At 35.6% G+C, this 24,162-nt stretch carries 32 protein-coding genes; 13 read left to right on the plus strand and 19 right to left on the minus strand.

The annotated features are described in order from the left end of the window. Positions 1 to 2 precede the first annotated feature (2 nt). Complete coding sequence (gene aroQ, locus NSQ08_RS19715; RefSeq protein WP_002015049.1) at positions 3 to 443, minus strand: type II 3-dehydroquinate dehydratase; 441 nt, start codon at positions 441 to 443, stop codon at positions 3 to 5. A 55-nt stretch (positions 444 to 498) separates the two neighbouring features. Beyond that, positions 499 to 984, minus strand: a complete 486-nt coding sequence (locus NSQ08_RS19720; protein ID WP_002015048.1) for a YqhR family membrane protein — start codon at positions 982 to 984, stop codon at positions 499 to 501. A gap of 244 nt (positions 985 to 1,228) precedes the next feature. Between NSQ08_RS19720 and NSQ08_RS19725 the strand changes: the two genes are divergently transcribed. Next, positions 1,229 to 2,149, plus strand: a complete 921-nt coding sequence (locus tag NSQ08_RS19725) for a DUF1385 domain-containing protein (RefSeq protein WP_002015047.1) — start codon at positions 1,229 to 1,231, stop codon at positions 2,147 to 2,149. Between the two features lie 79 nt (positions 2,150 to 2,228). Then, positions 2,229 to 2,630 carry an SA1362 family protein gene (locus tag NSQ08_RS19730; RefSeq protein ID WP_002015046.1) on the plus strand — a complete coding sequence of 134 codons (402 nt, stop codon included), beginning with the start codon at positions 2,229 to 2,231 and terminating at the stop codon, positions 2,628 to 2,630. A gap of 80 nt (positions 2,631 to 2,710) precedes the next feature. Here NSQ08_RS19730 and NSQ08_RS19735 read toward each other — a convergent pair whose 3' ends face one another. The 3 genes from NSQ08_RS19735 to splB form a co-directional block, all read right to left on the minus strand. Beyond that, positions 2,711 to 3,358, minus strand: a complete 648-nt coding sequence (locus NSQ08_RS19735) for an HAD family hydrolase (protein ID WP_002033993.1) — start codon at positions 3,356 to 3,358, stop codon at positions 2,711 to 2,713. 53 nt (positions 3,359 to 3,411) lie between these two features. Further along, positions 3,412 to 3,840, minus strand: a complete 429-nt coding sequence (mntR, locus tag NSQ08_RS19740; protein ID WP_002143106.1) for a transcriptional regulator MntR — start codon at positions 3,838 to 3,840, stop codon at positions 3,412 to 3,414. Positions 3,841 to 3,973: 133 nt separating this feature from the next. Continuing rightward, entirely contained in the window at positions 3,974 to 4,999 is a 1,026-nt protein-coding gene (gene splB / locus NSQ08_RS19745) for a spore photoproduct lyase (RefSeq protein WP_002015042.1), read from the minus strand. Positions 5,000 to 5,155: 156 nt separating this feature from the next. Here splB and NSQ08_RS19750 point away from each other — a divergent pair, with 156 nt between their 5' ends. From NSQ08_RS19750 to NSQ08_RS19760, 3 genes are all read left to right on the plus strand, one after another. Continuing rightward, entirely contained in the window at positions 5,156 to 5,473 is a 318-nt protein-coding gene (locus NSQ08_RS19750; RefSeq protein WP_000556081.1) for a PadR family transcriptional regulator, read from the plus strand. A gap of 5 nt (positions 5,474 to 5,478) precedes the next feature. Beyond that, entirely contained in the window at positions 5,479 to 6,150 is a 672-nt protein-coding gene (locus NSQ08_RS19755; RefSeq protein ID WP_256484357.1) for a hypothetical protein, read from the plus strand. Between the two features lie 200 nt (positions 6,151 to 6,350). Then, a complete protein-coding gene (locus NSQ08_RS19760) occupies positions 6,351 to 7,190 on the plus strand; it encodes a hypothetical protein (RefSeq protein WP_105589692.1) in 840 nt (279 codons plus the stop codon). Between the two features lie 28 nt (positions 7,191 to 7,218). Here NSQ08_RS19760 and NSQ08_RS19765 read toward each other — a convergent pair whose 3' ends face one another. Continuing rightward, positions 7,219 to 8,055 (minus strand): lipoate--protein ligase family protein, encoded by an 837-nt coding sequence (locus NSQ08_RS19765; RefSeq protein ID WP_002033999.1) that lies wholly within the window; start codon positions 8,053 to 8,055, stop codon positions 7,219 to 7,221. A gap of 169 nt (positions 8,056 to 8,224) precedes the next feature. Between NSQ08_RS19765 and NSQ08_RS19770 the strand changes: the two genes are divergently transcribed. After that, positions 8,225 to 8,608: a rhodanese-like domain-containing protein gene (locus tag NSQ08_RS19770; RefSeq protein ID WP_002034000.1), complete on the plus strand. Its 384-nt coding sequence runs from the start codon at positions 8,225 to 8,227 to the stop codon at positions 8,606 to 8,608. A gap of 35 nt (positions 8,609 to 8,643) precedes the next feature. Here NSQ08_RS19770 and NSQ08_RS19775 read toward each other — a convergent pair whose 3' ends face one another. After that, positions 8,644 to 9,180 (minus strand): hypothetical protein, encoded by a 537-nt coding sequence (locus tag NSQ08_RS19775; protein ID WP_016100627.1) that lies wholly within the window; start codon positions 9,178 to 9,180, stop codon positions 8,644 to 8,646. Positions 9,181 to 9,497: 317 nt separating this feature from the next. Between NSQ08_RS19775 and NSQ08_RS19780 the strand changes: the two genes are divergently transcribed. From NSQ08_RS19780 to NSQ08_RS19800, 5 genes are all read left to right on the plus strand, one after another. Next, positions 9,498 to 10,475: a LacI family DNA-binding transcriptional regulator gene (locus NSQ08_RS19780; protein ID WP_002034002.1), complete on the plus strand. Its 978-nt coding sequence runs from the start codon at positions 9,498 to 9,500 to the stop codon at positions 10,473 to 10,475. 98 nt (positions 10,476 to 10,573) lie between these two features. Continuing rightward, positions 10,574 to 11,155, plus strand: a complete 582-nt coding sequence (locus NSQ08_RS19785) for a TetR/AcrR family transcriptional regulator (RefSeq protein ID WP_002034003.1) — start codon at positions 10,574 to 10,576, stop codon at positions 11,153 to 11,155. Between the two features lie 71 nt (positions 11,156 to 11,226). Then, the gene (locus NSQ08_RS19790) at positions 11,227 to 11,559 is read left to right on the plus strand and encodes a DMT family transporter (RefSeq protein WP_000312339.1); all 333 of its coding nucleotides are present in this window, start codon (positions 11,227 to 11,229) and stop codon (positions 11,557 to 11,559) included. 1 nt (position 11,560) lies between these two features. Beyond that, on the plus strand, positions 11,561 to 11,875 hold the full coding sequence (locus NSQ08_RS19795; RefSeq protein WP_002015033.1) for a DMT family transporter: 315 nt from the start codon (positions 11,561 to 11,563) through the stop codon (positions 11,873 to 11,875). Between the two features lie 15 nt (positions 11,876 to 11,890). Beyond that, positions 11,891 to 12,148: a DUF3975 family protein gene (locus NSQ08_RS19800; protein ID WP_002034004.1), complete on the plus strand. Its 258-nt coding sequence runs from the start codon at positions 11,891 to 11,893 to the stop codon at positions 12,146 to 12,148. A gap of 65 nt (positions 12,149 to 12,213) precedes the next feature. On the opposite strand, the gene NSQ08_RS19805 is transcribed toward NSQ08_RS19800, so the two are convergent. The 12 genes from NSQ08_RS19805 to gcvT form a co-directional block, all read right to left on the minus strand. After that, positions 12,214 to 12,399, minus strand: coding sequence for a hypothetical protein (locus NSQ08_RS19805; RefSeq protein ID WP_340778213.1), 186 nt, complete (start codon positions 12,397 to 12,399; stop codon positions 12,214 to 12,216). 247 nt (positions 12,400 to 12,646) lie between these two features. After that, positions 12,647 to 13,243, minus strand: coding sequence for an ABC-2 transporter permease (locus NSQ08_RS19810; RefSeq protein WP_033728154.1), 597 nt, complete (start codon positions 13,241 to 13,243; stop codon positions 12,647 to 12,649). Between the two features lie 14 nt (positions 13,244 to 13,257). Then, complete coding sequence (locus NSQ08_RS19815) at positions 13,258 to 13,881, minus strand: ABC-2 transporter permease (protein ID WP_088034287.1); 624 nt, start codon at positions 13,879 to 13,881, stop codon at positions 13,258 to 13,260. A 31-nt stretch (positions 13,882 to 13,912) separates the two neighbouring features. Next, the gene (locus NSQ08_RS19820; RefSeq protein WP_002034007.1) at positions 13,913 to 14,545 is read right to left on the minus strand and encodes an ABC-2 transporter permease; all 633 of its coding nucleotides are present in this window, start codon (positions 14,543 to 14,545) and stop codon (positions 13,913 to 13,915) included. Between the two features lie 14 nt (positions 14,546 to 14,559). After that, positions 14,560 to 15,228, minus strand: coding sequence for an ABC-2 transporter permease (locus NSQ08_RS19825; RefSeq protein WP_002143120.1), 669 nt, complete (start codon positions 15,226 to 15,228; stop codon positions 14,560 to 14,562). Further along, entirely contained in the window at positions 15,209 to 16,081 is an 873-nt protein-coding gene (locus NSQ08_RS19830) for an ABC transporter ATP-binding protein (RefSeq protein WP_002034009.1), read from the minus strand. The genes NSQ08_RS19825 and NSQ08_RS19830 overlap by 20 nt, the downstream gene beginning before the upstream one ends. 3 nt (positions 16,082 to 16,084) lie before the next feature. Next, a complete protein-coding gene (locus tag NSQ08_RS19835; RefSeq protein ID WP_002015024.1) occupies positions 16,085 to 16,459 on the minus strand; it encodes a GntR family transcriptional regulator in 375 nt (124 codons plus the stop codon). Between the two features lie 116 nt (positions 16,460 to 16,575). Continuing rightward, entirely contained in the window at positions 16,576 to 16,767 is a 192-nt protein-coding gene (locus NSQ08_RS19840; RefSeq protein ID WP_002088608.1) for a hypothetical protein, read from the minus strand. A gap of 70 nt (positions 16,768 to 16,837) precedes the next feature. After that, a complete protein-coding gene (locus tag NSQ08_RS19845; RefSeq protein WP_000262495.1) occupies positions 16,838 to 17,041 on the minus strand; it encodes a DUF3929 family protein in 204 nt (67 codons plus the stop codon). A 283-nt stretch (positions 17,042 to 17,324) separates the two neighbouring features. Further along, positions 17,325 to 18,800 carry an aminomethyl-transferring glycine dehydrogenase subunit 2 gene (gene gcvPB / locus NSQ08_RS19850; protein WP_340778226.1) on the minus strand — a complete coding sequence of 492 codons (1,476 nt, stop codon included), beginning with the start codon at positions 18,798 to 18,800 and terminating at the stop codon, positions 17,325 to 17,327. Then, positions 18,797 to 20,140: an aminomethyl-transferring glycine dehydrogenase subunit 1 gene (gene gcvPA / locus NSQ08_RS19855; protein WP_002034012.1), complete on the minus strand. Its 1,344-nt coding sequence runs from the start codon at positions 20,138 to 20,140 to the stop codon at positions 18,797 to 18,799. Before gcvPA ends, gcvPB begins: the two co-directional genes overlap by 4 nt. Before the next feature lie 20 nt (positions 20,141 to 20,160). Beyond that, positions 20,161 to 21,261 (minus strand): glycine cleavage system aminomethyltransferase GcvT, encoded by a 1,101-nt coding sequence (gcvT, locus tag NSQ08_RS19860; RefSeq protein WP_002034013.1) that lies wholly within the window; start codon positions 21,259 to 21,261, stop codon positions 20,161 to 20,163. Between the two features lie 391 nt (positions 21,262 to 21,652). Between gcvT and NSQ08_RS19865 the strand changes: the two genes are divergently transcribed. Beyond that, positions 21,653 to 23,335, plus strand: a complete 1,683-nt coding sequence (locus NSQ08_RS19865; RefSeq protein ID WP_002015016.1) for a DEAD/DEAH box helicase — start codon at positions 21,653 to 21,655, stop codon at positions 23,333 to 23,335. After that, the gene (locus NSQ08_RS19870) at positions 23,322 to 24,116 is read left to right on the plus strand and encodes a YqhG family protein (protein WP_002088611.1); all 795 of its coding nucleotides are present in this window, start codon (positions 23,322 to 23,324) and stop codon (positions 24,114 to 24,116) included. The genes NSQ08_RS19865 and NSQ08_RS19870 overlap by 14 nt, the downstream gene beginning before the upstream one ends. Positions 24,117 to 24,162: the final 46 nt, after the last annotated feature.

Raw genomic sequence — 24,162 nt, forward strand, 5'->3', positions numbered from 1 at the left:
CTTTATGCCTCCCTCAATTTCTCCATTAATGCAAATAACGCTAACTTATAGCCATAAAAACCAAATCCAACAATTTGTCCCGCACAAACAGCCGCCGTCACAGATTCGTGACGGAACGATTCACGCTGGTGAATGTTAGAAATATGTACTTCAATAACAGGAATCGAAATGCTCGCAATTGCATCTCGAATCGCATAGCTATAATGCGTAAATGCTCCAGGATTTAAAATGATCCCTTCATATATATCTTCAGCCTCATGAAGACGATCGATAATAGCACCTTCATGATTCGATTGGAAACATTCTAACTCCACTCCCATTTTCTCTGCTTCGTGTTTCATATCTGTTTCAAGCGTCGCTAACGTTCCTTTTCCGTATACATTTACTTCCCTAACGCCAAGGCGATTTAGGTTAGGACCATTTACGAGGAGTAACTTTTTCATTTTCTTAAAACTCCTTAATATTAAAAAATGTCTATACGACATTTTAACATAGGAATCACTTATTTGAATAGTTTGTCTTCTCGACCCCTTCTCCTCTATTTGTATTATTCGATTCGAATGCTACAGAATACGAAATAAAAACACCATATAATATAAAGATACATATTGTCGTTACAATTGTTTCTTTCGGTAAATGGAGTGCACTTTTAATAACAGGTGCCATTAGCCCCATCCCCAAAAATAATAATGCCCACCAAAACAAACCGTATAGTACGCCAGGGAATACTCCTTCAAACTTTTTAAAAAGGGCTTTATAGAGAAATGCCACTAAAATTGAAAGAAGTCCCATACAAACGATACCTAGTACATTTCCCCAAACCCCTTCTTTCCAATCTCCAAATGCAAACGGTAAAAGTAAATAGTTAGGTCCAGCTTCTGTAAATGAGAATATATGAAGGAAATACCATATACCTCCCCAAAATAAGCCACCAAATAAACCAATTTGTACAAAGTTTCTTATTGTTGATTGTTCTTGATTCACATTGACACCTCCGCTCACTAGTATGCCCGAAACTATTTTGAGGCATGTTTAAATCCTGCAAAATTTGTCTATAAAAAGAATAAGAAATGTCCGACTCTCGTAACATTTTCCCTTGTCATCTGCCTGTATTTGTCGATAAAATAAAGGAAACTCGGTGATTGTCTTATTTCAAGATGACAAAACCAAGTATGACAATTGCCTCTTTTTCTACATAAGAGAGAAACAAATACAGGTTGGTGTTAACATGGCAGAAGAGTCAAAACAAATATATGGCGGGCAGGCAGTCATAGAAGGAGTTATGTTTGGCGGTAGAGAATATACTGTTACAGCGGTTCGTCGTAAAGATAAATCGATTGAATTTTATCGTTTACCACGCGTTCGTAATAAAGCATTATCTCTACTAAAAAAAATTCCATTTTTACGAGGTATTGCCGCTATTGTGGATGCAAGTGCGAATGGAGCGAAACATTTAAACTTTGCTTCAGAACGATTTGATGTCCACCCAGAAGAAGATGAACAACTTGCAAATAAAAAAGAAGAACAATCAAAATTAACGATGGTATTAGGAGTTGCAGCAGTTGGCGTTTTATCGTTCATATTTGGTAAAGTAATTTTCACAGCAGTTCCTGCACTTTTAGCTGAATTAACGAGACCGATTTTCCCATCTCATACAGGGCAAATCATTGTCGAAAGTGTCATTAAGCTCATGCTATTATTGAGCTATATATACTTCATTTCTTTAACCCCACTTATTAAGCGGGTATTTCAGTACCACGGTGCGGAACATAAAGTAATCAATGCTTATGAGAATAATCTTCCACTGACTGTAGAAAATGTTCAAAAGCAAACTCGCCTCCATTATCGCTGTGGGAGTAGCTTTATTATATTTACAGTCATTATTGGAATGTTTGTCTATTTCCTCGTCCCTACAGATCCGCTTTGGGCAAGGGTAGTAAACCGAATTTTATTAATTCCAGTTGTTCTCGGTATTTCTTTTGAAGTATTACAATTTACCAATCGATTACGAGATGTCCCTGTTTTACGAGTACTTGGATATCCAGGATTATGGCTGCAACTATTAACAACGAAAGAACCAACAGATGATCAAGCGGAAGTTGCAATCGCATCGTTTGAAGAATTATTACGTTTAGAAAACAAACAATAATTATTTAAAAATGGTGTTCAACTCCTTTCCTCATCGTTAATATACTAATTTTAATATATGTTTTTAGGAGGTGTCCCTTATGAACGGTCGTTCGTTTACATTCGCTATATTTGTGCTTATTATCGGATTGGCAATATTCGGCCTCGTTTCATCTGTTATTACAAATCCAATGGAAGTATTGAAAAACATTGGTATCATGTTAGCTGTCGTCGGTATCTTTTACTTACTCTACAAAATGTTTACAAACTCTAGTGGTTCTGCAAATTCGCAAAGCTCATATAAGCGTGCAGCGAAACAATCGAACCGCAAACACGGGAAACAAAATGTAGCACCCCTAAGCAATTCTTTCTTGAAACGAAATGCTTCTGATGACAAGGGGAAAAAGGGTAATTCTCCATCGTTGAAAAGAAAAAGAAAACAATCTCATTTAACTGTCATTGAAGGTAAAAAAAACAAAAAGAAAGACCGTGCTTCCTTTTAGGAAATACGGTCTTTTTTTATCCCGGTTGGTGCGGGGCTAATAATCAGTGGAAGATGCGAAAAACCCTACTGATTAAAGTTTCACTTTATATGTTGAAGCACTTCTTTCAAACTTTTCTCTTTCATACTTTCGATACGAAGGTGATGGTTTTCAAATTGCAAATTTCTTGTCACATCATTAGGTACGACGACACACTTTAATCCTGCTGCCACCGCTGCTTTCAATCCATTCAATGAATCTTCAAATACAACAGCTTCTGATGGTTCAATTTCTAATTCTTCTATCGTAACTTTATAAAGAGCTGGATCTGGTTTTACCTTCTCTACATCTTCTCGCGTTTTAATCACTTCAAAATAATCTCTAATTTGTAGCTCTTCTAAAAAACGAACGACCCACTCCCTAGATGAACTAGAGGCTAATGCGATTTTCAATCCAAGTTCTTTCGCTTCTTCTAAATATTCTTTTACCCCGTCACGCGCTTTTGGTATTTTCATTTTCTCTTTATGTAAAGTTGTTACTTTTCCCTTTAATGCATGCTCGTTAAATTTTTCTTTTAATTGCTCTTTTAAATATGCATAAAGCACTTCATCTGTCGTTCCAATACATTTTGCAAATTCCCCTAAAGGTAACTCGCCGCCGTATTCACGAACAGCATCTCTGAAAGAGTGAAACCATATTGTTTCTGTGTCCACAATTAATCCATCAAAATCAAAAATAATTGCTTTCATTATTCTCCCGTCCTTTTCGATTGAAATAAAAAAGGAAACGCCACACGTTCCCCTTAATTACTTTTCTCTTCATTTGCTTTTTGAACACCACGAAGTGTTTTTACTCGAACTTCATCTTGTTCAAAGTATTGTACTAAATCACCGATACGGTCAATTGATTCCCAACTTAAATGATGTTCAATTCCTTCTACATCATTATAAATTTTGCTTTCATCCACACCGATAATGCGCATAAACTGTTCTAACAATTCATGACGATATACGAGACGTTCTCCGATTTTTTTACCTTTTGATGTTAATACAAGCCCTCTATATTTTTCATAAATTAGATATTCGTCTTTGTCTAATTTTTGTACCATTTTTGTTACAGAGGATGGATGTACACTAAGCGCTTCAGCAATATCAGATACACGGGCATAACCCTTTTCATCAATCAACAAATAAATTTGTTCAATATAATCTTCCATACTAGGGGTAGGCATCGGTTTCCTCCATCCAATTTCATTTTGCTTATTCCGTACGAAGCAATCAATAAAATGATACACCAGAAAGAATAACGTGACAAGGTGGAAACGAGCCTAAATATATAAAACAAAAAAAGAATCCAGATTCCCCTTATGTAAAATATTGAATTTCTGCATCGGGAAAATACTCATATATATAACCTCGTATTGTTTCTTCTAATACTTCCACATCATCCTTTTGATATACATATTTCCCAATACCGTATCGTCCCCATTTATATTTCCGCTTCTCTTCATCCATTTCAAGTTTCGTATTCGGATAACGTTCTTGAATGACTTTTTTGGCTGGTTTCGTAAAACGATGTTGAATTAATTCGAACGTTAAATTTGGTATCGTCATGTCTTTTAACGCATTGTACAATCGTTCAAACAATTCACGGTACCCTTCTTCCCACCCTTCATGCATATAAATTGGCGCAACAATAAAACCAAGAGGATAATTAGCCCCCGCTACTTTACGAGCAGCCTCAATTCGCTCTTCAAATGGCGATGTCCCTGGTTCAAAATTTTTAATAACATAACGTGAATTAATACTAAATCGAAAACGCGTTTTCCCATTATGCTTTGCATCTAATAAATGATCAACATGCGAATATTTGGTAACGAAGCGTAAACGTCCATGTTCACTTTCTCCGATAAACTCTATCGCCCGCTTTAATGCATGTGTCAAATGATCAATTCCAACGATGTCTGATGTACACGCCGCTTCAAATCTTGTTATTTCAGGGGCCCTTTCATCCATATATTGCTTTGCCTTCTCAAAGATTTCATCTAGATTCACATACACCCTTACGTAAGGTTTACTCCCAAGTGTCGTTTGCAAATAGCAATAATGACAATGTCCCATACACCCTGTTGCAAGCGGAATTGCATATTCAGCTGAAGGTTTTGATGTATCGAACTTTAACGTCTTCCTCACCCCAACGACAAGTGTTGCTTTTGCATTACGATACTTTTGCAATTCATTTTCCCCTGGAAAATTTCTAATTTGATTGTGTGATGTCGTTTCACGGATTTCTAATCCCATCTTCGTAAACTTCTCATAAAGCTCTTTTCCAAGCGGATATTCGAGTGCCCTCGGTTCAAAGTAAACGAGTTTTGGCATAAATGGTTTCATGTGCTTCCCTCCTCTCATTAGTATGGGAAGCACATGAAAATTAACACAGATTAAAGTTTTCCACTTCAGTAACTTGCTTTGCAAGTTACTGAATGTTATAATTTGGATAACAGCTACCTTGCAACGCAAGTTACCTGGATAAAAGGTGGTGAAATCATGCACAGCCAAATGTTAAAAGGTGTACTAGAAGGTTGCATTCTATATATCATTTCACAAGAAGAAGTGTACGGATATGAACTAAGTACAAAATTAAATAAACACGGCTTTACATTCGTAAGTGAAGGAAGCATCTATCCTTTATTGTTACGCATGCAAAAAGAGAAACTTATTGAAGGTACATTAAAGGCTTCCTCTCTTGGACCGAAGCGAAAATATTATCACGTAACTGATAAGGGATTAGAACAACTTGAAGAATTTAAAAAAAGTTGGGGAATGGTTTCAACGACGGTAAACAACTTATTACAAGGGGAGTGATGGGGATGAAAGCTCAAGATATGATAGAACTAAACAACAGAAAACGCAAACTTCTAACACCTGAAAACGAAGCTGCTTATGGCGATATGCTAGTATATCTTCGGTTATCTAACGTACCTGAACATCAAGTAGAAGAACTATTATTAGAAATATTAGATCACCTCATCGAAGCACAAGCAGAAAATAAAAATGCTTATGACATCTTTGGTGATGACCTACAACCTTATTGCGATGAACTTATAGCGGCTTTGCCAACTCCAACTAAGTTTGAAAAATTTTCTTTAATTAGCTTTATTATTAGCCTACTTCTTGCTATACAGTTTGGAATGGATACCGTTGCTTCTCTTTTCATTTTTCTTTTTGAAAAGAATACAGAAAGATTAAGTCCACCTTTTAGTATTCCTGGGACTACTTTGTCTATTTCACTTATCGTACTAGGTATACTTTTCATTTTATATTTATTAAAACGCTACTCTTTTGATCAAACAATGAATTGGAAAAGAAGGATTCTATCTGGATTCGCATTTGCTACTCCATTTTGTTCAGCTGTATTTTTAAATATCTATTTTAAAAAACAACCTTATTTCATTTATCATCTAACCTTTTGGCAAAACGCCTTACTCGCTATCCTATTTTTTATTTTATATAAATTACTATACAAAAAATCAAATTTTTAACAGCCCTTCAAACGGCTGTTTTTCTTCTGTATAATTTTACAAATTGAAAAATTTCATAAAGAAAATAAGAAAAATGCAAAATAATTAAAGTTAATTGTTGACGTGATGCTTTTATTATCGGTATCATAAATCTTCGTGAGCAATTATTTTTCGTTATACGATTTTTTTATTATTACTGAATTTTTGAGAGGAGAAATTTGATGTCAGTTAAGAAGAAAACGCAAGTACGCACCGGCAAAATGGTACGTGAACTAATGTTAGCAGACGAAGATGTAAATGCTTCGCTAATTATGGTATATAGTGAAAACGGTGTAAACGCAGAAATTAAAATCGAGGGCTTAACGCCGAAATGTAACGAAGAATTATTTTTGAGCGGAAACGTGGATTGGAACAAGAGTGTTATTTATAAAATTGTTGATTTCACTGGGAACGCTGAGGTTGGTAAAGTTACATTAACAGCGATGAACAAAAATAATGTTTCTCTAGAAGTTGAACGCGTTATGTGGAGCAAAGAAAATAAAGAAGCTGCTGAGCAAGAAGAAACAGTTGTAGAAGCTACTCCGAAAAAAGAAGTAGTTGTAGAAGCTCCAAAAGCAGTTACACCTGCTCCAAAGCCTATTACGCGAGTAGAAACACCTGCTGCACCTAAACCTACTCCGGTACCAACGCCGAAGTCAGTAAGTGTTGAAGCAGCTATAGAACTATCTACTCCAGCACCTGTGAAAAAAGCAGTACCTACTCCAGTTACAAAGCAAGAGACAGCACCGGTTACTCCTATAAAACCGAAGCAACCTGCTTTGACTGAAACAAATACAAAACTACAAGAAAATTATGTTAAACTTGTGAAAAAGACAATTGAAGTTTGTCAAGATTACGAGCTTGGCATCGACATAGATGATTCTATTGAAGGATTAAAAAAAGAGCTACAAAGCCAAGGTATTAGCGTTACATTCGACAAAGAAATTATGGACGTTGTAAATCGCCTTCGTTCTTTACAAGATAAAGGAATCAAAGTAGAAAAAGTACTTAATTTACTATAAAAATAAGGAGATGGCGGTCGCCATCTCCTTATTTTTTATAATTCCATTCATTACTTTCATACTTCTCTTTTGCTAAAGTTTGAACTTCATGAAGCTGTTCTTCTGTTAGTTCATACGGCACAAGCTCTATATCTAAACCTTTTTCAAATCCAGTTTCAAACGCTTTAATTAACTGTTCAATCGTAAATGTGCGGTCTGTTAATTCATTAATCGCTACCGCTTTAGAAGAAAACATGTTTTTCATACGCTCTTTTACTCGCTCATTTGGGAATAAAAATAGGTCGTATAACTCATCTAAATCTATTTCTAACGGAATAGAACCGTGTTGTAAGATAACACCTTTTTGACGTGTTTGGGCACTACCCGCGATTTTTCTTCCTTCAACTACAATCTCATACCAAGATGGCGCATCAAAACATACTCCTGAACGCGGATTTTTTAAATTCTCACGATCCGCTTCTGTTTTCGGAACTGCATAATACGCTTCTAATCCTAATGCCTTAAAACCGTCCAATAAGCCTTGCGAAATAATTCGGTATGCTTCTGTAACTGTTTTTGGCATATTCGGATGATCTTCAGACACAATAACACTGTACGTTAATTCTTTGTCATGTAGTACACCCCTGCCGCCTGTTTGACGACGAACGAATCCATATTTTTTTTCGTTAACTACATCCATATTTATATCTTTTTCAACACGCTGGAAATACCCGACTGTTAATGTTGGTACTTCCCATTCATAAAAACGAATTGTTGGTGGCATTTTCTTTTCACTTTGCCAATTTAATAAACATTCATCTAACGCCATATTAAATGCTGGTGAACATTGACCAGAGTTAATATAACACCATTTTTCTTTTCCCATCCTGCACCTCATATAACCAATTATTTTTCACATTCTCTAGTCTACCAAATTCGACAAAATTTGTGAAAGAATACGAAATTTCTTCTTATATACAAATGAATCTGTTGCATAAATACATACGGGCATTATAATATTGAAAGTAGGATAAGAAAAAAGGAGCGATAGAATCGTGTCAACAAACTTGATTATTATACTAGCCGCAATTGCAGCATTCATCGGCTACACTGTATGGATGTATTTCTATCAGAAAAAATTAATTAAAACACTTTCAGAAGAAGAATTTCGCGCTGGCTACCGTAAAGCACAGCTTATCGATATTCGCGAAGCAGATGAATTTAACGCGGGACATATTTTAGGTGCGCGTAACATTCCATTATCACAAATTCGCCTTCGCCACAAAGAACTTCGCCAAGATCAACCGGTTTATTTATATTGCCAAAGCGGATTCCGTACAGGTCGTGCAGCTCAATACTTAAAAAAACAAGGCTACACAGATTTCTACCAATTAAAAGGTGGATTTAAATCTTGGTCAGGCAAAATTAAAAAGAAATAACATACAAAAACTAGCTGCACGATACAGCTAGTTTTTTATTCCATATTGTTCGCAATGTACAGTAGATTTTGTTTAATCACATCTTCATCTTTCTCATCTACATTACGATATAATAGCTGATATTCAATCCCCTTCTCTTTCCATATAAGCGTAGCAAATTCGTCCCCTCGCTCGTAATCATCCTTATTTTTAAAATAAGCAGGTGCTCCATTATTCAATTTCATTTGTTCTTGAAATCGATTCTCTTCTACGAGGTATGGAAAACTGTAAGAAAAGTTGGCCACTGTTAATTCTATATAATCGTGCCTTCCTTTCTCTTGTTGCTTATATTTAATCGTTAAGACAGCATTCTTCTTTCCCATCGTTCTTACCTCTCCCTGCACATCACTCGTAATGTCATAAGGTAAAAACGTTGGAACTTTAAACTTTGCCGGAAAATATTTTGGAAGTTCCTTTAGCGGAATCGGATCAGTAACACGGTCCTTAGCCCCTCCTGTTGTTCCTACAAATGTTTTTTCTTCTTGCATCGTTTGCTGAAATGAACATGAGCTAAGTATTACACTAGAAAACACGAAACAAATGATTCCTTTTTTCAATTTGTTTCCGCCCTTTCATACCGCTCTCTTAACGAGTGAAGCGTTTATACTCTCTACTATTCGCTTCGTTATCAAACGCCTCCTCCGAAAACTTTCCACGTTATTCTCACACATTCTGACAAAAATTATTTGCAGACATACAAAAAAGACCCCACTATTCTTACGCCCAAATAAAAAGGTTACGCGAACAACAGAAGTCATGCTTATAACATAGATTGTGAAAAGCTTTTCAGGTCAAGATTTTTTTCATTCTTATTATTTTCCCCTTATAATTAAGGAAAGAGGTGATACATATGGCCAATATAAAACAAATTGCAAAAACTGCTGGTGTATCTATATCAACTGTTTCTCGTGTCCTTAATAATCATCCTTACGTAAAAGAGGAAAAACGTAAGCGTGTTTTAGATGCAGTTGAAGAATTGAACTATGCAAAAAATATAAATGCTATCCATTTAATAAAGGGTAAAACATATACAATTGGCGTTATGCTACCTTTTATTAATCTTCCGTACTTTAGCACGATCATTGAAGGAATCGGAAACGAAGCGTTAGCAGCTGGATATCATATTAATTTATGCCAAACGAATTACGATAGTATTGAAGAAATTCGCGTTCTTGAAATGATGAAAATGAAACAATTTGACGGGATGATTATTTGCTCTCGCACGAGTTCATGGGAACAAATTGAACCGTTCGCAAAATTTGCCCCTATTATTTCATGTGAAAAAATGAACCATCCCCTCATTTCATCTGTCTATGTAGATCATTACGAAGGATTCCGCCTTGGTACTTCCTATTTACTCAGTAAAGGTCATGAAAAAATCGGCATTTGTTTAGCAAGAAAAACAAGTGTTAATTCAATCGAGCGTGAAAAAGCTTTCGCCGACACTCTCCGTCACGAAGGAAAAACAGTACACCCTGATTGGATTTTCCATCAATGTTATACGATGCAGGACGGGGCAAAAATACTTCATCGTATTTTAAACATGAAAAATCGTCCAACCGCTATTTTCACAGCGAACGATCAAGTAGCTGCTGGTTTATTAACAGAGGCAAAAAAACATGGCATTCGCATACCTGAAGACCTCGCTATCCTGGGATTTGATAACCATGAAATTTCAAAAGCATTAGAAATTACAACTATTGAGCATCCCGGGCTCACAATGGGATCACGTGCTTTTTCTTTATTTCATAAACAGATACAAAACGAACACATTATTGGAAACTCAGAAGAACTTTCATTCCATTTAATTGAGCGAAAAACAGTCTAGAAAAGAGTGCCAACCATAGCACTCTTTTTTCAGTTCTTCACCTATTGACTTTATATTTTTTATCTCATATAATGGACCTAACGAACGGTAGGTAGGGGATGAAAATGACAGCAAACCGCATTAAAGCTGTAGCACTTTCTCATTTCGCGCGCTACGGCTACGAAGGAACTTCATTAGCAAATATTGCTCAAGAAGTTGGGATTAAAAAACCATCGATTTACGCACACTTTAAAGGAAAAGAAGAGCTATATTTTACATGCTTAGAATCCGCTCTTCAAAAAGATTTACAAAGCTTCACTGACGATATCGAAAATTTTTCAAAATCGTCTACTGAAGAATTGCTAGTAAATCTGTTAAAAGGTTATGCAAAACGATTTGGTGAAAGTGAAGAATCAATGTTTTGGTTACGAACTTCTTATTTTCCGCCGGATGCATTTCGCGAACAAATTATTGATAAAGCGAATGTACACATTGAAAATGTCGGAAAACTTTTATTCCCTGTGTTTAAAAGAGCAAGCGAACAAGATGAACTGCATAACATTGAAGTAAAAGATGCTTTGGAGGCTTTTTTATGCTTACTTGACGGCCTTATGGTTGAACTACTATACGCAGGTTTAAATCGTTTTGAGACACGTTTAGAAGCTTCTTGGAAAGTATTTTGGCGCGGACTTTCAAACTGACGGATTGCTCCTTTGCAATGCGTCGTTTTTAAGCCCTTTACCTAACGACTGGTAGGAAGGAGAAATGACATATGGCATGGATTTATGTAATCATAGCTGGTATTATTGAAATCTTTTGGGTTATTGGACTTAAAAAAGCGGAGGCACCACTTGAATGGGCTGGTGTTGCTCTATTAATTACAATTAGTTTCGTCTTATTATTTAGAGCATATAAAGATTTACCTGTCGGCACTGTATACGCAGTCTTTACAGGAATTGGAGCTGGTGGAATCGTTCTTACAGAGATTTTCATCTTCGGAGAACCTTTCTCTATCGTAAAAGTATTATTAATCGGTTTAATCTTCTTCGGAGTAATTGGTTTAAAACGAGTAACAGAAGAAAAAGAAGCGAAGGAGGCCGCATAAAATGGCTTGGGTATTTTTAATTCTAGCTGGTATTTGTGAAATTGTTGGTGTACTCTTTATGAAAGTAGCCACTGAAAAGAAAGGCTGGGCACCAAAAGTTATTTTAATCGCTAACTTTGGCGTAAGTTTCTTCTTCTTATCTCTTGCAATGAATACATTACCGATGGGAACTGCTTACGCAATTTGGACTGGAATCGGAACTGCCGGAAGTGCACTTCTCGGTATTCTTATTTTCCGCGAGTCAGCGGATTGGCGTCGCCTTGCCTTCTTAAGCTGCATTCTGTGCGGCGCTGTTGGCTTAAAATTATTAGGCTAACGTGAGGTGAATGTCATGTGGAAAGAAAAAGGAAAACAAATGTTAGCATGGATTACACTCGGGATCGTCATTCTATTACAAATAAGTTTTCATATAATAGAATGGCTGTTTCATAAAGTATTATCCATTCTTACATTCCTTCCTAACATGGCACTTGAAATTGCATCTATCGCTTGGTCAATTATTGCCTCCATTACAATCGTGATTATATGGAGTATCGCCAAGCTATGGAACAAGTTATTTAAAAAGGACAGTTCTTCTGAAAAGAAGTAACTGTCCTTTTTTATCCCGCATTAACGGGCAGTAAGACCCCCACTGATTAAAGTTTCACTTTATATTCATTCTGATTTTCTATAGAAATTTGATGCGATCATACAAAGCAGACCAGCTATGACAATACTTATACCAATCCCTTTATGCAAATTAGGAAATGGCGGTGGTATATCCGAGTGAAAATTTGCTATTATGAGACCAATTGAAAATAAAAGTACCCCAATTCTATATAACCACTTTCTTTTGTTCATCATTCTCCCTCCTAAAATTTTTCATATCCTTCTTTCTTTTGGACATACTACCTAAAAAAGGAGTGGGTTATATGCAAAATTCTATACATAAGCAGATCCTATTTTTATTTTTCCTCTTTCTCATTTTCGTTATCGTTTTCAGCTTTATATTACATACTCCGAAAGATGTGCCTAATAGCCTTTCTGTTTATAAACTTTTGCTCTCGTATTGCCGTTATTGAAGAAGGTGCCTTTTACGAGGCACCTTTTAAAATTCTCTCTTCTCATACAATTTCACTGAAACGAAGATAGATACTATGAACATGCAAATTGAACTAACGAATAACACGCTGTTGTATAGTTGAATTTGTTCCAGGTTGATTTGAAACAAAGTTTCTAAAATAACAATTGGCGCCATGAATATTACTATCGTAATAAAAATAGTTTTTTTATACCCTAGCCAAAACGATATCGGTAAAACAAAGCTTAAATACACTAAAATAAAGCTAATACTAGCAACCATTGTCGTTTCAATAAATTCAAATAGGTTAACCCCATTCTTCATTCCCATCGTGAAACAACCGACCGTTACGCTTATAAAGAGAATAATAATTGCTACTATATATTTCGCATACACGATTTGTTTTCTGAATATTGGCAAACTACTTACTATAACTTCACTCTCATTTTTACTATCTGCTTCAAATGTTTTTACTGTTGCCCCAATTGTAATAATTACTGACATAATTATGAACAGATTTTCCGTATCTGTTAAAGCCATATAAAAGAAAACAGGATACAATATGTACCAAATTAAAAATTTCCATTGAATGATGAAATCTTTTAAAATTAGTTGTTTCAACACTATTCTCCTCTCTCTTACAAATCACGCTCACTATACAAATGAATTGAGAATAACATAGACATGATATATAAAAGAAGCAGCCCAGCTATAAAACAAACATTTACGACTAGACTCGTGCTCCAAACATTCTCTACATCTAACCATACGTTACTTACAATTAGTCCACTTAAATACCCAAATGCTATTCCGATAAAAGGAGCAATTTGTTTTGCACTGTTATATCCTACTGAGAATTCAATCGGAAGTACAATTATGCTACAAACAAGCCCACCTGTTATACCTCCGAGAATTTCTCCCCACAGCATAAATCCAGTTATATGTTCATTTTGTAACTGAATCAAACCAACCACAAGTGAGAGAATCCCCCCTAACGCAACTAAAATACTTACAAATATGTATTTTGCTATGACAATTCCTTTACGTTGTAACGGTAAACTATTTACTATTATTTCACTTTTATTTTTCCCCTCATAACTCATTGACAGTACCATGCCAAGAAAAGGTATAGATAAGCTAATCGTCATAAGGAAGCTATCACTACGAAAATCAACAATAGCAAGGAAAAACAAACATATAAGATACGCAAACCCTAACTTTCTTTGCAACACTATATCTTTTAAGACTAATTGCTTGATCATGTTTTACCCTCCTAATATGAAAATGTCCCTTCTATAACTCTGCCTCCTGAAACATTTTCATTGAGAGAAACATTGATATGACTATACTTACTAACACTCCGATACCAAGAACACTCATTGCTAGTGTAGCCTCTTGAGAGTGGAGTACTTTTAACATAATTATTTCATCACCAAAAATATTGCACATAAGGCCAATCATACCCATTAAAGGAAAAATCATAATCACATTCAAGACAGTAATAGCTTTATATCCTCCAATGTAATTAGTAGGTATCGTTACTACACAATAAATCAAAGTTGCTACTATTGCTGAAAATATTGCATATCCAGGAATAACTATATCTCTGTTCAACAAAATATTTCCTAATATTACGACTATAGAAGTTATGCTCAAACCGACTATAATAAATAATGTGCTTGAAATATATTTAGCTATAACTATCTCTTTTCTCATTATCGGCAAACTCACTAATACTTTTTCTATTTTACTTTTCTCGTCATAATAAAAAGAAATATATATAATCGTACTACATGTTATAAATAATCCTATTGCAATCCCCATCGGTTCTACGGAATTTCTAAAAACAGATAAAATAGGTATTAAAAAATAGAAAGGAAACATCTTCTTCTGTAAGAAAAACTCCTTCAAAATCAACTGTTGCATATGAATTCCCCTCTCTATAAATCACGCGTTTCATAAATTTTAATTGTAAGAAACATAGAAGCGATATAGACACTAGCTAATATAATTCCTCCAACTATAAATACACCGATATGCACTGGATTCATAATCCACTCAATGAATGAAGGTGTTGTTTCATCCAATCCATCTCCTATGAATATCCAAGCAATTCCACCAACTACCATTGATGCTCCTGACACTATACTTCGTGCTATCTTTGACCTTGTAACATAATAACTAGGAAAGAATGTTACAACAAAAAATACGGCGTAAACAGCTCCATTTATTACTTCATACCATGGAATTTCAATGTATAGATTCGGATGATAGGTACCGATATCACCAATGACCACAATGCCTCTTACAAGAAAAACAACTAACATCGTAGAGAGTATGCCACCAACAATAAATATTGCACTGGAAACATATCTAGCAATTATGATATCCTTTCGGCTTACCGGTAAACTATTTATAATAATGTCACTGTTATTCCTTTCATCCATAAAAGTTAACGTCATAACGGAAGAAAGAGTTATAAATAGACAACTCATCGAAAATAACAATTCACCACTTGGATCTAACATAAATAATACAAGAGGCACAATTAGATTCACTAACCACGTTACCCTAAAAAAGAACAAATCTTTATATATGAGCTGACGCATAGGCACCTCTCCCTTTCGCAGTGTAAACGATGATATCATCTAATGTAGGTTTTTCTATTACAACCTCATTTCCAAACCAATCTATAATTGCTTGTTTTTCCTTTGCGAGTCCTTCAAATCCGAATTTATTTTTGCGTAAGCCAACGAATAACTCTTTTCCTTCTCGATCCAATAAATCATTGCTCCCCTTTACGATTACGTAATTCTCCATTAATTCATCTTTCTCACCAGTAAATATAATTTCTCCATCGTTAATAAACGTAATATAATCTGCGATGCGCTCTAAGTCTGTTGTAATGTGCGTTGAGAATAATACGGATACTTCATCTTCCATTACAATTTCTTGCAAAATATCAAGTAATTCACTTCGAACAACTGGATCTAATCCTGCTGTCGGTTCATCCATAATGATAAACTCCGCGTGATGTGAAAGTGCAATGGCAATCGCAAATTTCATTTTCATCCCTTTGGATAACTCTTTAATCTTTTTATACGTTGGAACTTGTAATCTCTGCATATACGATTGATACTGCTTTTCGTCCCACTTTTTATATAACGGTGCAATAATACGCTTCATTTGTTCACACGTTAAATCTTCGTAATAATGATTTTCATCATATACAAAACCGATATTTTGTTTTATTTCCTTTTCGGCTTTCTTATTGTCCTTGCCAAAAACTTTTATATCGCCGCTATCTTTTCTAATTAAATTCATAATCATTTTGATTGTCGTACTTTTCCCGGCTCCATTTGGTCCAACAAATCCCATAATATATCCTCGTGGTAATGTAAAACTTACATTTTTCACTGAGAAATCTTGATAACTTTTACAAACGTTTTTTAGCTCTAACATCCCTTATTCCCCCTCATATAAACACGCAATCATCTGCTGTAAATCTTCAAGTGAAAGCTGCAACGCTTTACTTTCATTTACAACCTCTTCCACTTTACTTTCCAATAAACGAAGCCTTTGTTCTTTTAGTAGTTCATTATTTTTACGTGAAACATAAGTCCCTTTCCCAGCAACAGTTTCTATATATCCTTCTTTTTCAAGCTCCTCGTACGCACGCTTCGTTGTAATTACACTAATTTGTAATTCCTTCGCTAAGCTACGAATAGACGGTAATTGGTCTCCACCCTTTAAACCACCATTTAAAATAAGCTGGCTTAATTGTTTTCTTATTTGCACATAAATAGGGTCTTGGGAAGAATTCGAAATAATAATATTCATGTTTTCCTCCAGTGTGTATATACTGTATATACCTTATATACACAGTATATACACACCATCCTATTTTTGGCAAGAAAAAAAGACCAACATTTTCCTGTTGGTCTTTCGTATATGTATCACTTTTCAAAGCGATCTAACATTTCGTCTCTCATTCCGAAACTAACAACCGCAATTCCTACATACATAAAAAGAAGGAATGCTGGATGAACTGTATTGTACCAGCTGCTATCAACAATTAAATAAATCGTTAACGCCACAACAAGAACAAACGCTAAAATAAACATATAAAAGTGTCGTGTATTACCCATGATAAACTCCTCTCTTCTCTCTTCACCATTCAACAGTATATTGTATCGAATAATTCGATATGACTCAAGGTTAACTTTCTGTTATGTAATCAAGTTCTACCTTTACAATGTCCTCACACGCTATTGAAATGATTGTTCCTTGTTTATCAATCGCTGTCACTTCTCTATTATCCATTACACGGTGCGCTACTCTTTCTAACACTTTCCCTTGGTCTCGGTAACAAAATTCTTTTACATCTTTAATTGTTTCTCCATTTTCTAAATGGTATACCATTCTATAACATCGATATCCCACGCTTCCACCCCCGTCTTGCTCGTTTTTTCACATATACATAAAAATGAGTAATTTCTACCTCATCACATCTTCTTAATTTCAATAAAATTCTAACAAAAATAAATACTTTTATCAAACCGACTTTTTCAACAAAATCACCTATAAAACCGCATCTTTACAGCAATATGAAACAAAAAATATAAATTTTCAACATTTTTTCATTCTAGCCACACCAATTTTGCAAAAAAAAGAACCCGCATGTAGCGAGTTCTTTTTTTTCCAATCACACTTGTACAGGTGCTAGCTTTTCATAACGTAAAACTGGTTTACGAGCAGCCAATGTTTCATCTAAACGTTTTATTACTGTTGTATGTGGTGCTTCTTGTACAACTTCTGGATTTTCTTCTACCTCTTTAGCAATTTGAATCATCTTATCAATGAAACCATCTAATGTTTCTTTTGATTCTGTTTCTGTTGGCTCAATCATAATACATTCTTCCACATTTAATGGGAAGTAAATTGTTGGTGGATGGTAACCGAAATCAAGCAGACGTTTTGCAATATCTAATGTACGTACACCAAGTTTCTTTTGACGACGACCTGACAATACGAATTCATGCTTGCAATGTCTATCGAACGGAAGATCATAGACTGGTGCTAATCTTCTCATCATATAGTTCGCATTTAATACAGCATACTCAGTTACTGCACGCAAGCCATCTGGGCCCATAGAACGAATATATGTGTATGCACGAACGTTAATTCCGAAGTTACCATAGAATGGTTTCACACGCCCAATTGCTTCTGGACGATCATAGTTGAAGTGATAGCCATTTTCTGTTTTCTCTAAAATCGGTTTTGGTAAGTACGGAATTAAATCAGCTTTCACACCTACTGGACCAGAACCTGGGCCACCGCCGCCATGCGGACCTGTAAATGTTTTATGAAGATTTAAATGCACAACGTCAAATCCCATATCTCCTGGGCGTGCTTGGCTTAATACCGCATTTAAGTTTGCACCATCATAGTATAATTTACCGCCTGCGTTATGGACGATTTCTGCCATTTCTAAAATATTTTCTTCGAATAGGCCTAATGTATTTGGATTTGTTAACATAAGTGCTGCTGTTTCTTCGTTTACAACACGTTTTAAATCATCTAAGTCAACAAGACCATGTTCATTTGATTTCACCGTAATTGTTTCAAAACCAGCTACTGTTGCAGACGCCGGGTTTGTTCCGTGAGCAGAGTCAGGAACAATTACTTTCGTACGGTTAAAGTCACCGTTCGCTTCATGATATGCACGAATCAACATTAATCCTGTCCATTCTCCGTGTGCACCAGCTGCTGGTTGTAACGTAACAGTATCCATACCTGTAATTTCAATTAAATGTTCTTGTAAGTCATACATTAATTCCATTGCACCTTGCACTGTTTTTTCATCTTGAAGTGGATGAATATTTGCAAAGCCTGCGAAACGAGCTACGTTTTCATTAATTTTCGGATTATATTTCATCGTACAAGACCCAAGTGGATAGAATCCAGAATCCACACCGTGGTTACGGTTTGAAAGCGCTGTGTAATGGCGCATAATATCAAGTTCAGATACTTCTGGAAGCTCTGCATCTTCTACTCGAATATAATCACTCTCAAACACATCTTCTAATTTTACTTCTTCTACATCTAATTTGGGTAAGCTATATCCTACGCGTCCTTCTTTAGTCACTTCAAAAATAAGTGCTTGGTCTTGGTTCTTCATTGGATAGCCCCCATTTCGTTTACAAGTGTGTCAATTTCCTCTTTTGTACGAAGCTCTGTTACCGCTACAAGCATATGGTCTTCATGCTCTTTATAATCACGGCCTAGGTCGTAACCACCGATAATATTCTTTTGTATTAATACATCATTTATTTCTTTAACTGGACGTTTACAATCTACAACAAATTCATTAAAGAATGGTCCAGCGAACGTTACTGTGAAACCTTTCGCTTCAAATTGACGTTTTGCATATTGTGCTTTAGAAATGTTTTGACGTGCCATTTCTTTTACACCTTGTTTGCCAAGTGCCGTCATTGCAACAGAAGCTGCTAATGCATTTAACGCTTGGTTTGAACAAATGTTAGACGTCGCTTTATCACGACGAATATGCTGTTCACGTGCTTGTAACGTTAATACAAATCCACGTTTACCATCTGAATCTACAGTTTGTCCGACAAGACGCCCTGGAATTTTACGCATAAATGCTTTCGTTGTTGCAAAGTAACCACAGTGCGGTCCACCAAACTGCGTTGGGATACCGAATGGTTGTGCATCACCGATTACAACATCAGCACCGAATTTTCCTGGCGGTGTTAATGCGCCTAATGATAATGGATTTGAAGAAACGATAAATAATGATTTTTGTTGATGAACGATTTTTTCGATATCAGCTAACTTTTCCACTTGTCCGAAGAAGTTTGGATATTGAACGATTACACAAGCAACTGTATCATCTACTTCACTTTGTAATACTTCTAAATCTGTTACACCGTTTTTATGATCAATTTCAACAACTTCAAGATTTTGACCTTTTGCATATGTTTCAAGTACTGCTCTTGATTCTGGATGAACTGCCTTAGATACAAGAATTTTCTTTTTACGAGTATGACCAGCTGCTAGCATTGCCGCTTCAGCTAAAGCTGTACCTCCGTCATACATAGAAGAGTTTGCTACATCCATTCCTGTTAATTCACAAATCATTGTTTGGAATTCAAAAATTGCTTGTAATTCCCCTTGTGAAATTTCTGGTTGGTATGGTGTGTAAGCTGTATAAAACTCTGAACGAGAAATAACATGATCAACAATTACTGGAGCGTAATGATCGTATACACCTGCTCCTAAGAAAGAAGCATATTCTTTTAAGTTCGCATTTTTGCTAGCCATTTGAGATAGCTCTTTTAAAAGCTCTGGCTCTGATTTTGCTTCTTTAATTTTTAAATCCCCTTTAAAACGAACACTCTCTGGAATATCAGAGAATAACTCATCAATCGTTTGAACGCCGATTGTTTGTAACATTTCTTTTTTGTCTTCTTCTGTCATTGGAAGATAACGATGCAACATGAAATCTACCCCTCTCCCCGTTACTTTGAACGTTTATAAAATGGTGTTGGAACAACTACTGCTTTGACGCGTTTATTACGAATTTCAATTTCTACTTCTGTATCAACTGCTGCGTATTTTACATCAATTAGTGCTAAACCAATGCTTTTCTTTAACGTTGGAGATTGTGTACCACTCGTTACTTCCCCGATTTTTTCTTCTCCTATAAATACAGGGTAATGCGTACGAGGAATACCGCGTTCGATTACTTCGATGCCGACTAATTTACGAGATGCACCGTTTTCTTTTTGCTCTTTTAACGTTTCTTTTCCAAAGAAATCTGCTTCTTTATTTGGTTTTACCGCAAAGCCAATTCCCGCTTCAATCGGTGTAATATCTTTTGATAACTCTTGTCCGTATAACGGAAGTGTTGCTTCGAAGCGAAGTGTATCACGAGCACCTAAGCCACATGGTTTTAAGCCCTCTTCTGCTCCCACTTCAAGAAGTTTCTCCCAAAGTTTTGCTGCATCTTCACTCTTACAGTAAATTTCGAATCCATCTTCACCTGTGTAACCTGTACGAGATACAAGTGCAGGAATTCCATCTACAAGAATATTATTTTTAAATTTAAAGAACTTAATTTCTTTCAAATCTTCTGACACAACTTTTTGTAAAATGCCTTCTGCTTTTGGTCCTTGAATTGCAAGCTGCGCAACTTCACTAGAAACATTGACTACTTTCGCATCGCCAATTACATGGCTAGCTAACCATTCGTAATCTTTCTCGATATTTGATGCATTGATTACTAATAAATAGTCTTCTTCACCACGTTTGTAGATTAATAAATCATCTACTGTGCCACCATTTTCATAGCACATAGCTGTATATTGTGCGCCCCCTACCTTTAAGGTAGATACGTCATTTGTAACAACACGTTGTAAAAATGCTAAACTATCTACACCTTTTACCTCTACTTCTCCCATATGAGATACATCGAACAAACCTGCTCCTGTACGTACAGCTTCATGTTCCTCTTTAATGCTTGAAAATTGAACTGGTAATTCCCAACCACCGAAGTCGACTGTTTTCCCACCATACTTCGCGTATACATCAAATAACGGTGTACGTTGTAATGTAATCATGCTCTTTCCCCCTTATGCTCTGACAAATCAATAAAAGTTGCTTCCCATATCTAAACATTTTCATTCTGAAAAGATAAGGTTATACGGAATCTCAGTATATTTTTTTATGAAAGCGTAAATAAAAAGTTACTTTCTTGGATAAAATACGAAAGATTCCACACATTTCACACCATTATCCTAACATTATTCGCTATATTTCATCAATATTCTAGCATAAAAAATAATTTAGAATTTTTTATTCTTAATCCTATTAAATACAACTTTTAAGATTTAGACCTTTATCGTTGTCTATTCTTTAACTTTTAGTAATTGTGATAGCGCCTTATTACGAGGCTTATAATAAAGATTTTTTTAATAATCACTTTAGTTTATAAAAGGTGGGAGAGTCTTAATGAATGTCGATATTTCCGTAGATCGAACGTGGCAAAATAATTTTTTAAAAAGAATTGATGAAGATGGTCCTTGGACAAATTGGGATTTATATCATTTAGCTTATAAAACAGAGAAATCGTTACTCGTCCCTACTTTTGATGGATTGCAAGCACCGAAACATTTATCACATTTCACGCCGCTTCCACATCAATTAGAGGTCGCTCAAAATGTCATTGAACAAATGAATGGTAAAGCGATTCTAGCAGATGAAGTTGGACTTGGAAAAACGATTGAAGCTGGACTTATTTTGAAAGAATATATGGTTCGAGGACTTGTAAAAAAGGTACTCATTCTCGTTCCAGCTTCTCTCGTATCTCAGTGGGCGTATGAACTAAACACAAAATTTTTTATTCCTGCGGTCGCTCAAAAGAAAAGTTATTCTTGGGAACAAGCTGATGTCATCGTTTCATCAATCGATACTGCGAAACGTTCACCGCATCGCGATATCGTTTTAAACCTAGAGTATGACCTTATTATTATCGATGAAGCACATAAACTAAAAAATAATAAAACAAAAAACTATGAATTTGCACAGCGATTAAAAAAGAAGTTTTGTTTATTACTAACTGCAACTCCTGTTCAAAATAAAATCGATGAAATCTTCAACCTCGTTTCTTTATTAAAACCAGGTCATTTAGGCAATCAATCTAATTTTGAAGAATATTACGCTTCCAAAAATCGTTCCACTGAATCCGATGAAGATTTAAAAGCTCTTATCAATAAAGTAATGGTTCGAAATAGACGCAATAACACTGGCATTGATTGGCCGAAGAGGCATGTACGAACAATCTTCGTTGAATTCAATGAAGAAGAACAAGCTTTGTATAATGAAATTGAAAATTGGCGTGGACAAGATGCCGTCACATCTGCTTTCTCATCCTTAACTTTAAAACGGGAAGCATGTAGTAGTCGTGAAGCTGTTTACTATTCATTAAAAAAACATGTAGAAAAAAGACAGAAAGAAAATGAGCACTACATAAAGGACCCACATATTGATGTGCTGATGGACAAAATTAATCATATTCCGTTCAACTCCAAAGCAAATAAAGCACTAGAGCTTATAAAAGAAGTTGACGATAAAGTCATTATCTTCACTGAATATAGAGCTTCACAAATGTATTTACAATGGTTCTTACAACAACATGGCATTTCCTCTGTTCCATTTCGCGGTGGATTTAAGCGCGGGAAGAAAGATTGGATGAAGGAGCTTTTCCAAAATCATGCCCAAGTATTAATTGCGACCGAAGCTGGTGGTGAAGGAATTAACTTACAATTTTGTAGCCATATGATTAATTACGACTTACCGTGGAATCCAATGCGACTCGAGCAAAGGATTGGACGTATTCACCGTCTTGGACAAAAAAATGATGTTCACATTTATAACTTAGCAACAAAGCACACTGTTGAAGAGCACATTTTAAAACTACTATATGAAAAAATTAATTTATTTGAACGTGTAATCGGTGAACTCGATGAAATTTTAACGAGAATCAACATGAAAAATATTGATGCGCATATTCAAGAAATTTTCGCGCAGTCAAAAAGCGAAGGTGAAATTCGAATCAAGATGGAAAATTTAACATCTATTATCGATTTTGCGAAGCGCAATGAAGCAGAGGTGCAGGACTATGCAGCAAAATGAAATTCATAATTACTTATATAACTTTTTTGAGGCGAATAACTGCGAAATTTTAGAACGTTCCCCTCACCTATTAGACGTGCAGTTAACAATTGAAATGGATAAATTATTAATGAACCGCCCTTTCTATTGGCACTATCTTGAAAAAACAGGAGGCGTTCCGAACCCGATGCGCCTTACTCTTATTACAAATCCGGAAAACGAAGAAAACGACGGTGAACTTATTCATTACGGTTCACCCCGTTTGCATCAAATATTTGAAACAACAAAAGAACTAGGTTCATACATACGTTTATATGAGGAAGTGAAACATAGCGGGGCAACTCATACTCCCCTTCATCCTTGGCTTGGTGTAAATATAAAAGTATCTTATCAATGCGACCGAAAAAAAGACATACTTCATTCCATCGGTATTCATCTTATTTCCGGGACAATGATTGCAAACTTTCATGACACTTTAGCAGAGATCAAACTCACACCGAAAATACCTGACTTTTGTTTTACCCTCTCACCTATCATTAAGCCACAAAGTGGCTTACAGCGTATAGAGGATGCTTTAAAAAGTATAATCGCTGAAGATGACCACACGTGGGCAAAAGAAGCGAGAGTGCGTTGGAATCACGATTTAGACCTTTTAAATCGATTTTACGAAGATAGCGATGAACTTCCAGAAAGCTATGAAATTGAAAAGCAAGCATTACAAGAACAATACGAACCACGCATTACAATACAAATTATAAACGGTGGTCTCTTTTATGTTACCGCAAATCATTTTCTATCTTAAAGAAAGCTCCTTCAGATTGAAGGAGCTTCTTTTAAGATATGTTCCC

Origin of the sequence: Bacillus sp. FSL E2-8887 (assembly GCF_038007205.1) — a bacterium.
Taxonomy (GTDB): domain Bacteria; phylum Bacillota; class Bacilli; order Bacillales; family Bacillaceae_G; genus Bacillus_A; species Bacillus_A mycoides.

Coding starts and splice junctions, on each gene's coding strand:
- aroQ (WP_002015049.1), bottom strand. CDS start 443: ATGAAAAAGTTACTCCTCGTAAATGGTCCTAACCTAAATCGCCTTGGC.
- NSQ08_RS19725 (WP_002015047.1), top strand. CDS start 1,229: ATGGCAGAAGAGTCAAAACAAATATATGGCGGGCAGGCAGTCATAGAA.
- NSQ08_RS19730 (WP_002015046.1), top strand. CDS start 2,229: ATGAACGGTCGTTCGTTTACATTCGCTATATTTGTGCTTATTATCGGA.
- NSQ08_RS19735 (WP_002033993.1), bottom strand. CDS start 3,358: ATGAAAGCAATTATTTTTGATTTTGATGGATTAATTGTGGACACAGAA.
- mntR (WP_002143106.1), bottom strand. CDS start 3,840: ATGCCTACCCCTAGTATGGAAGATTATATTGAACAAATTTATTTGTTG.
- splB (WP_002015042.1), bottom strand. CDS start 4,999: ATGAAACCATTTATGCCAAAACTCGTTTACTTTGAACCGAGGGCACTC.
- NSQ08_RS19750 (WP_000556081.1), top strand. CDS start 5,156: ATGCACAGCCAAATGTTAAAAGGTGTACTAGAAGGTTGCATTCTATAT.
- NSQ08_RS19755 (WP_256484357.1), top strand. CDS start 5,479: ATGAAAGCTCAAGATATGATAGAACTAAACAACAGAAAACGCAAACTT.
- NSQ08_RS19760 (WP_105589692.1), top strand. CDS start 6,351: ATGTCAGTTAAGAAGAAAACGCAAGTACGCACCGGCAAAATGGTACGT.
- NSQ08_RS19765 (WP_002033999.1), bottom strand. CDS start 8,055: ATGGGAAAAGAAAAATGGTGTTATATTAACTCTGGTCAATGTTCACCA.
- NSQ08_RS19780 (WP_002034002.1), top strand. CDS start 9,498: ATGGCCAATATAAAACAAATTGCAAAAACTGCTGGTGTATCTATATCA.
- NSQ08_RS19785 (WP_002034003.1), top strand. CDS start 10,574: ATGAAAATGACAGCAAACCGCATTAAAGCTGTAGCACTTTCTCATTTC.
- NSQ08_RS19790 (WP_000312339.1), top strand. CDS start 11,227: ATGGCATGGATTTATGTAATCATAGCTGGTATTATTGAAATCTTTTGG.
- NSQ08_RS19795 (WP_002015033.1), top strand. CDS start 11,561: ATGGCTTGGGTATTTTTAATTCTAGCTGGTATTTGTGAAATTGTTGGT.
- NSQ08_RS19800 (WP_002034004.1), top strand. CDS start 11,891: ATGTGGAAAGAAAAAGGAAAACAAATGTTAGCATGGATTACACTCGGG.
- NSQ08_RS19805 (WP_340778213.1), bottom strand. CDS start 12,399: ATGAACAAAAGAAAGTGGTTATATAGAATTGGGGTACTTTTATTTTCA.
- NSQ08_RS19815 (WP_088034287.1), bottom strand. CDS start 13,881: ATGATCAAGCAATTAGTCTTAAAAGATATAGTGTTGCAAAGAAAGTTA.
- NSQ08_RS19820 (WP_002034007.1), bottom strand. CDS start 14,545: ATGCAACAGTTGATTTTGAAGGAGTTTTTCTTACAGAAGAAGATGTTT.
- NSQ08_RS19825 (WP_002143120.1), bottom strand. CDS start 15,228: ATGCGTCAGCTCATATATAAAGATTTGTTCTTTTTTAGGGTAACGTGG.
- NSQ08_RS19830 (WP_002034009.1), bottom strand. CDS start 16,081: ATGTTAGAGCTAAAAAACGTTTGTAAAAGTTATCAAGATTTCTCAGTG.
- NSQ08_RS19835 (WP_002015024.1), bottom strand. CDS start 16,459: ATGAATATTATTATTTCGAATTCTTCCCAAGACCCTATTTATGTGCAA.
- NSQ08_RS19840 (WP_002088608.1), bottom strand. CDS start 16,767: ATGGGTAATACACGACACTTTTATATGTTTATTTTAGCGTTTGTTCTT.
- NSQ08_RS19845 (WP_000262495.1), bottom strand. CDS start 17,041: ATGGTATACCATTTAGAAAATGGAGAAACAATTAAAGATGTAAAAGAA.
- gcvPB (WP_340778226.1), bottom strand. CDS start 18,800: ATGAAGAACCAAGACCAAGCACTTATTTTTGAAGTGACTAAAGAAGGA.
- gcvPA (WP_002034012.1), bottom strand. CDS start 20,140: ATGTTGCATCGTTATCTTCCAATGACAGAAGAAGACAAAAAAGAAATG.
- gcvT (WP_002034013.1), bottom strand. CDS start 21,261: ATGATTACATTACAACGTACACCGTTATTTGATGTATACGCGAAGTAT.
- NSQ08_RS19865 (WP_002015016.1), top strand. CDS start 21,653: ATGAATGTCGATATTTCCGTAGATCGAACGTGGCAAAATAATTTTTTA.
- NSQ08_RS19870 (WP_002088611.1), top strand. CDS start 23,322: ATGCAGCAAAATGAAATTCATAATTACTTATATAACTTTTTTGAGGCG.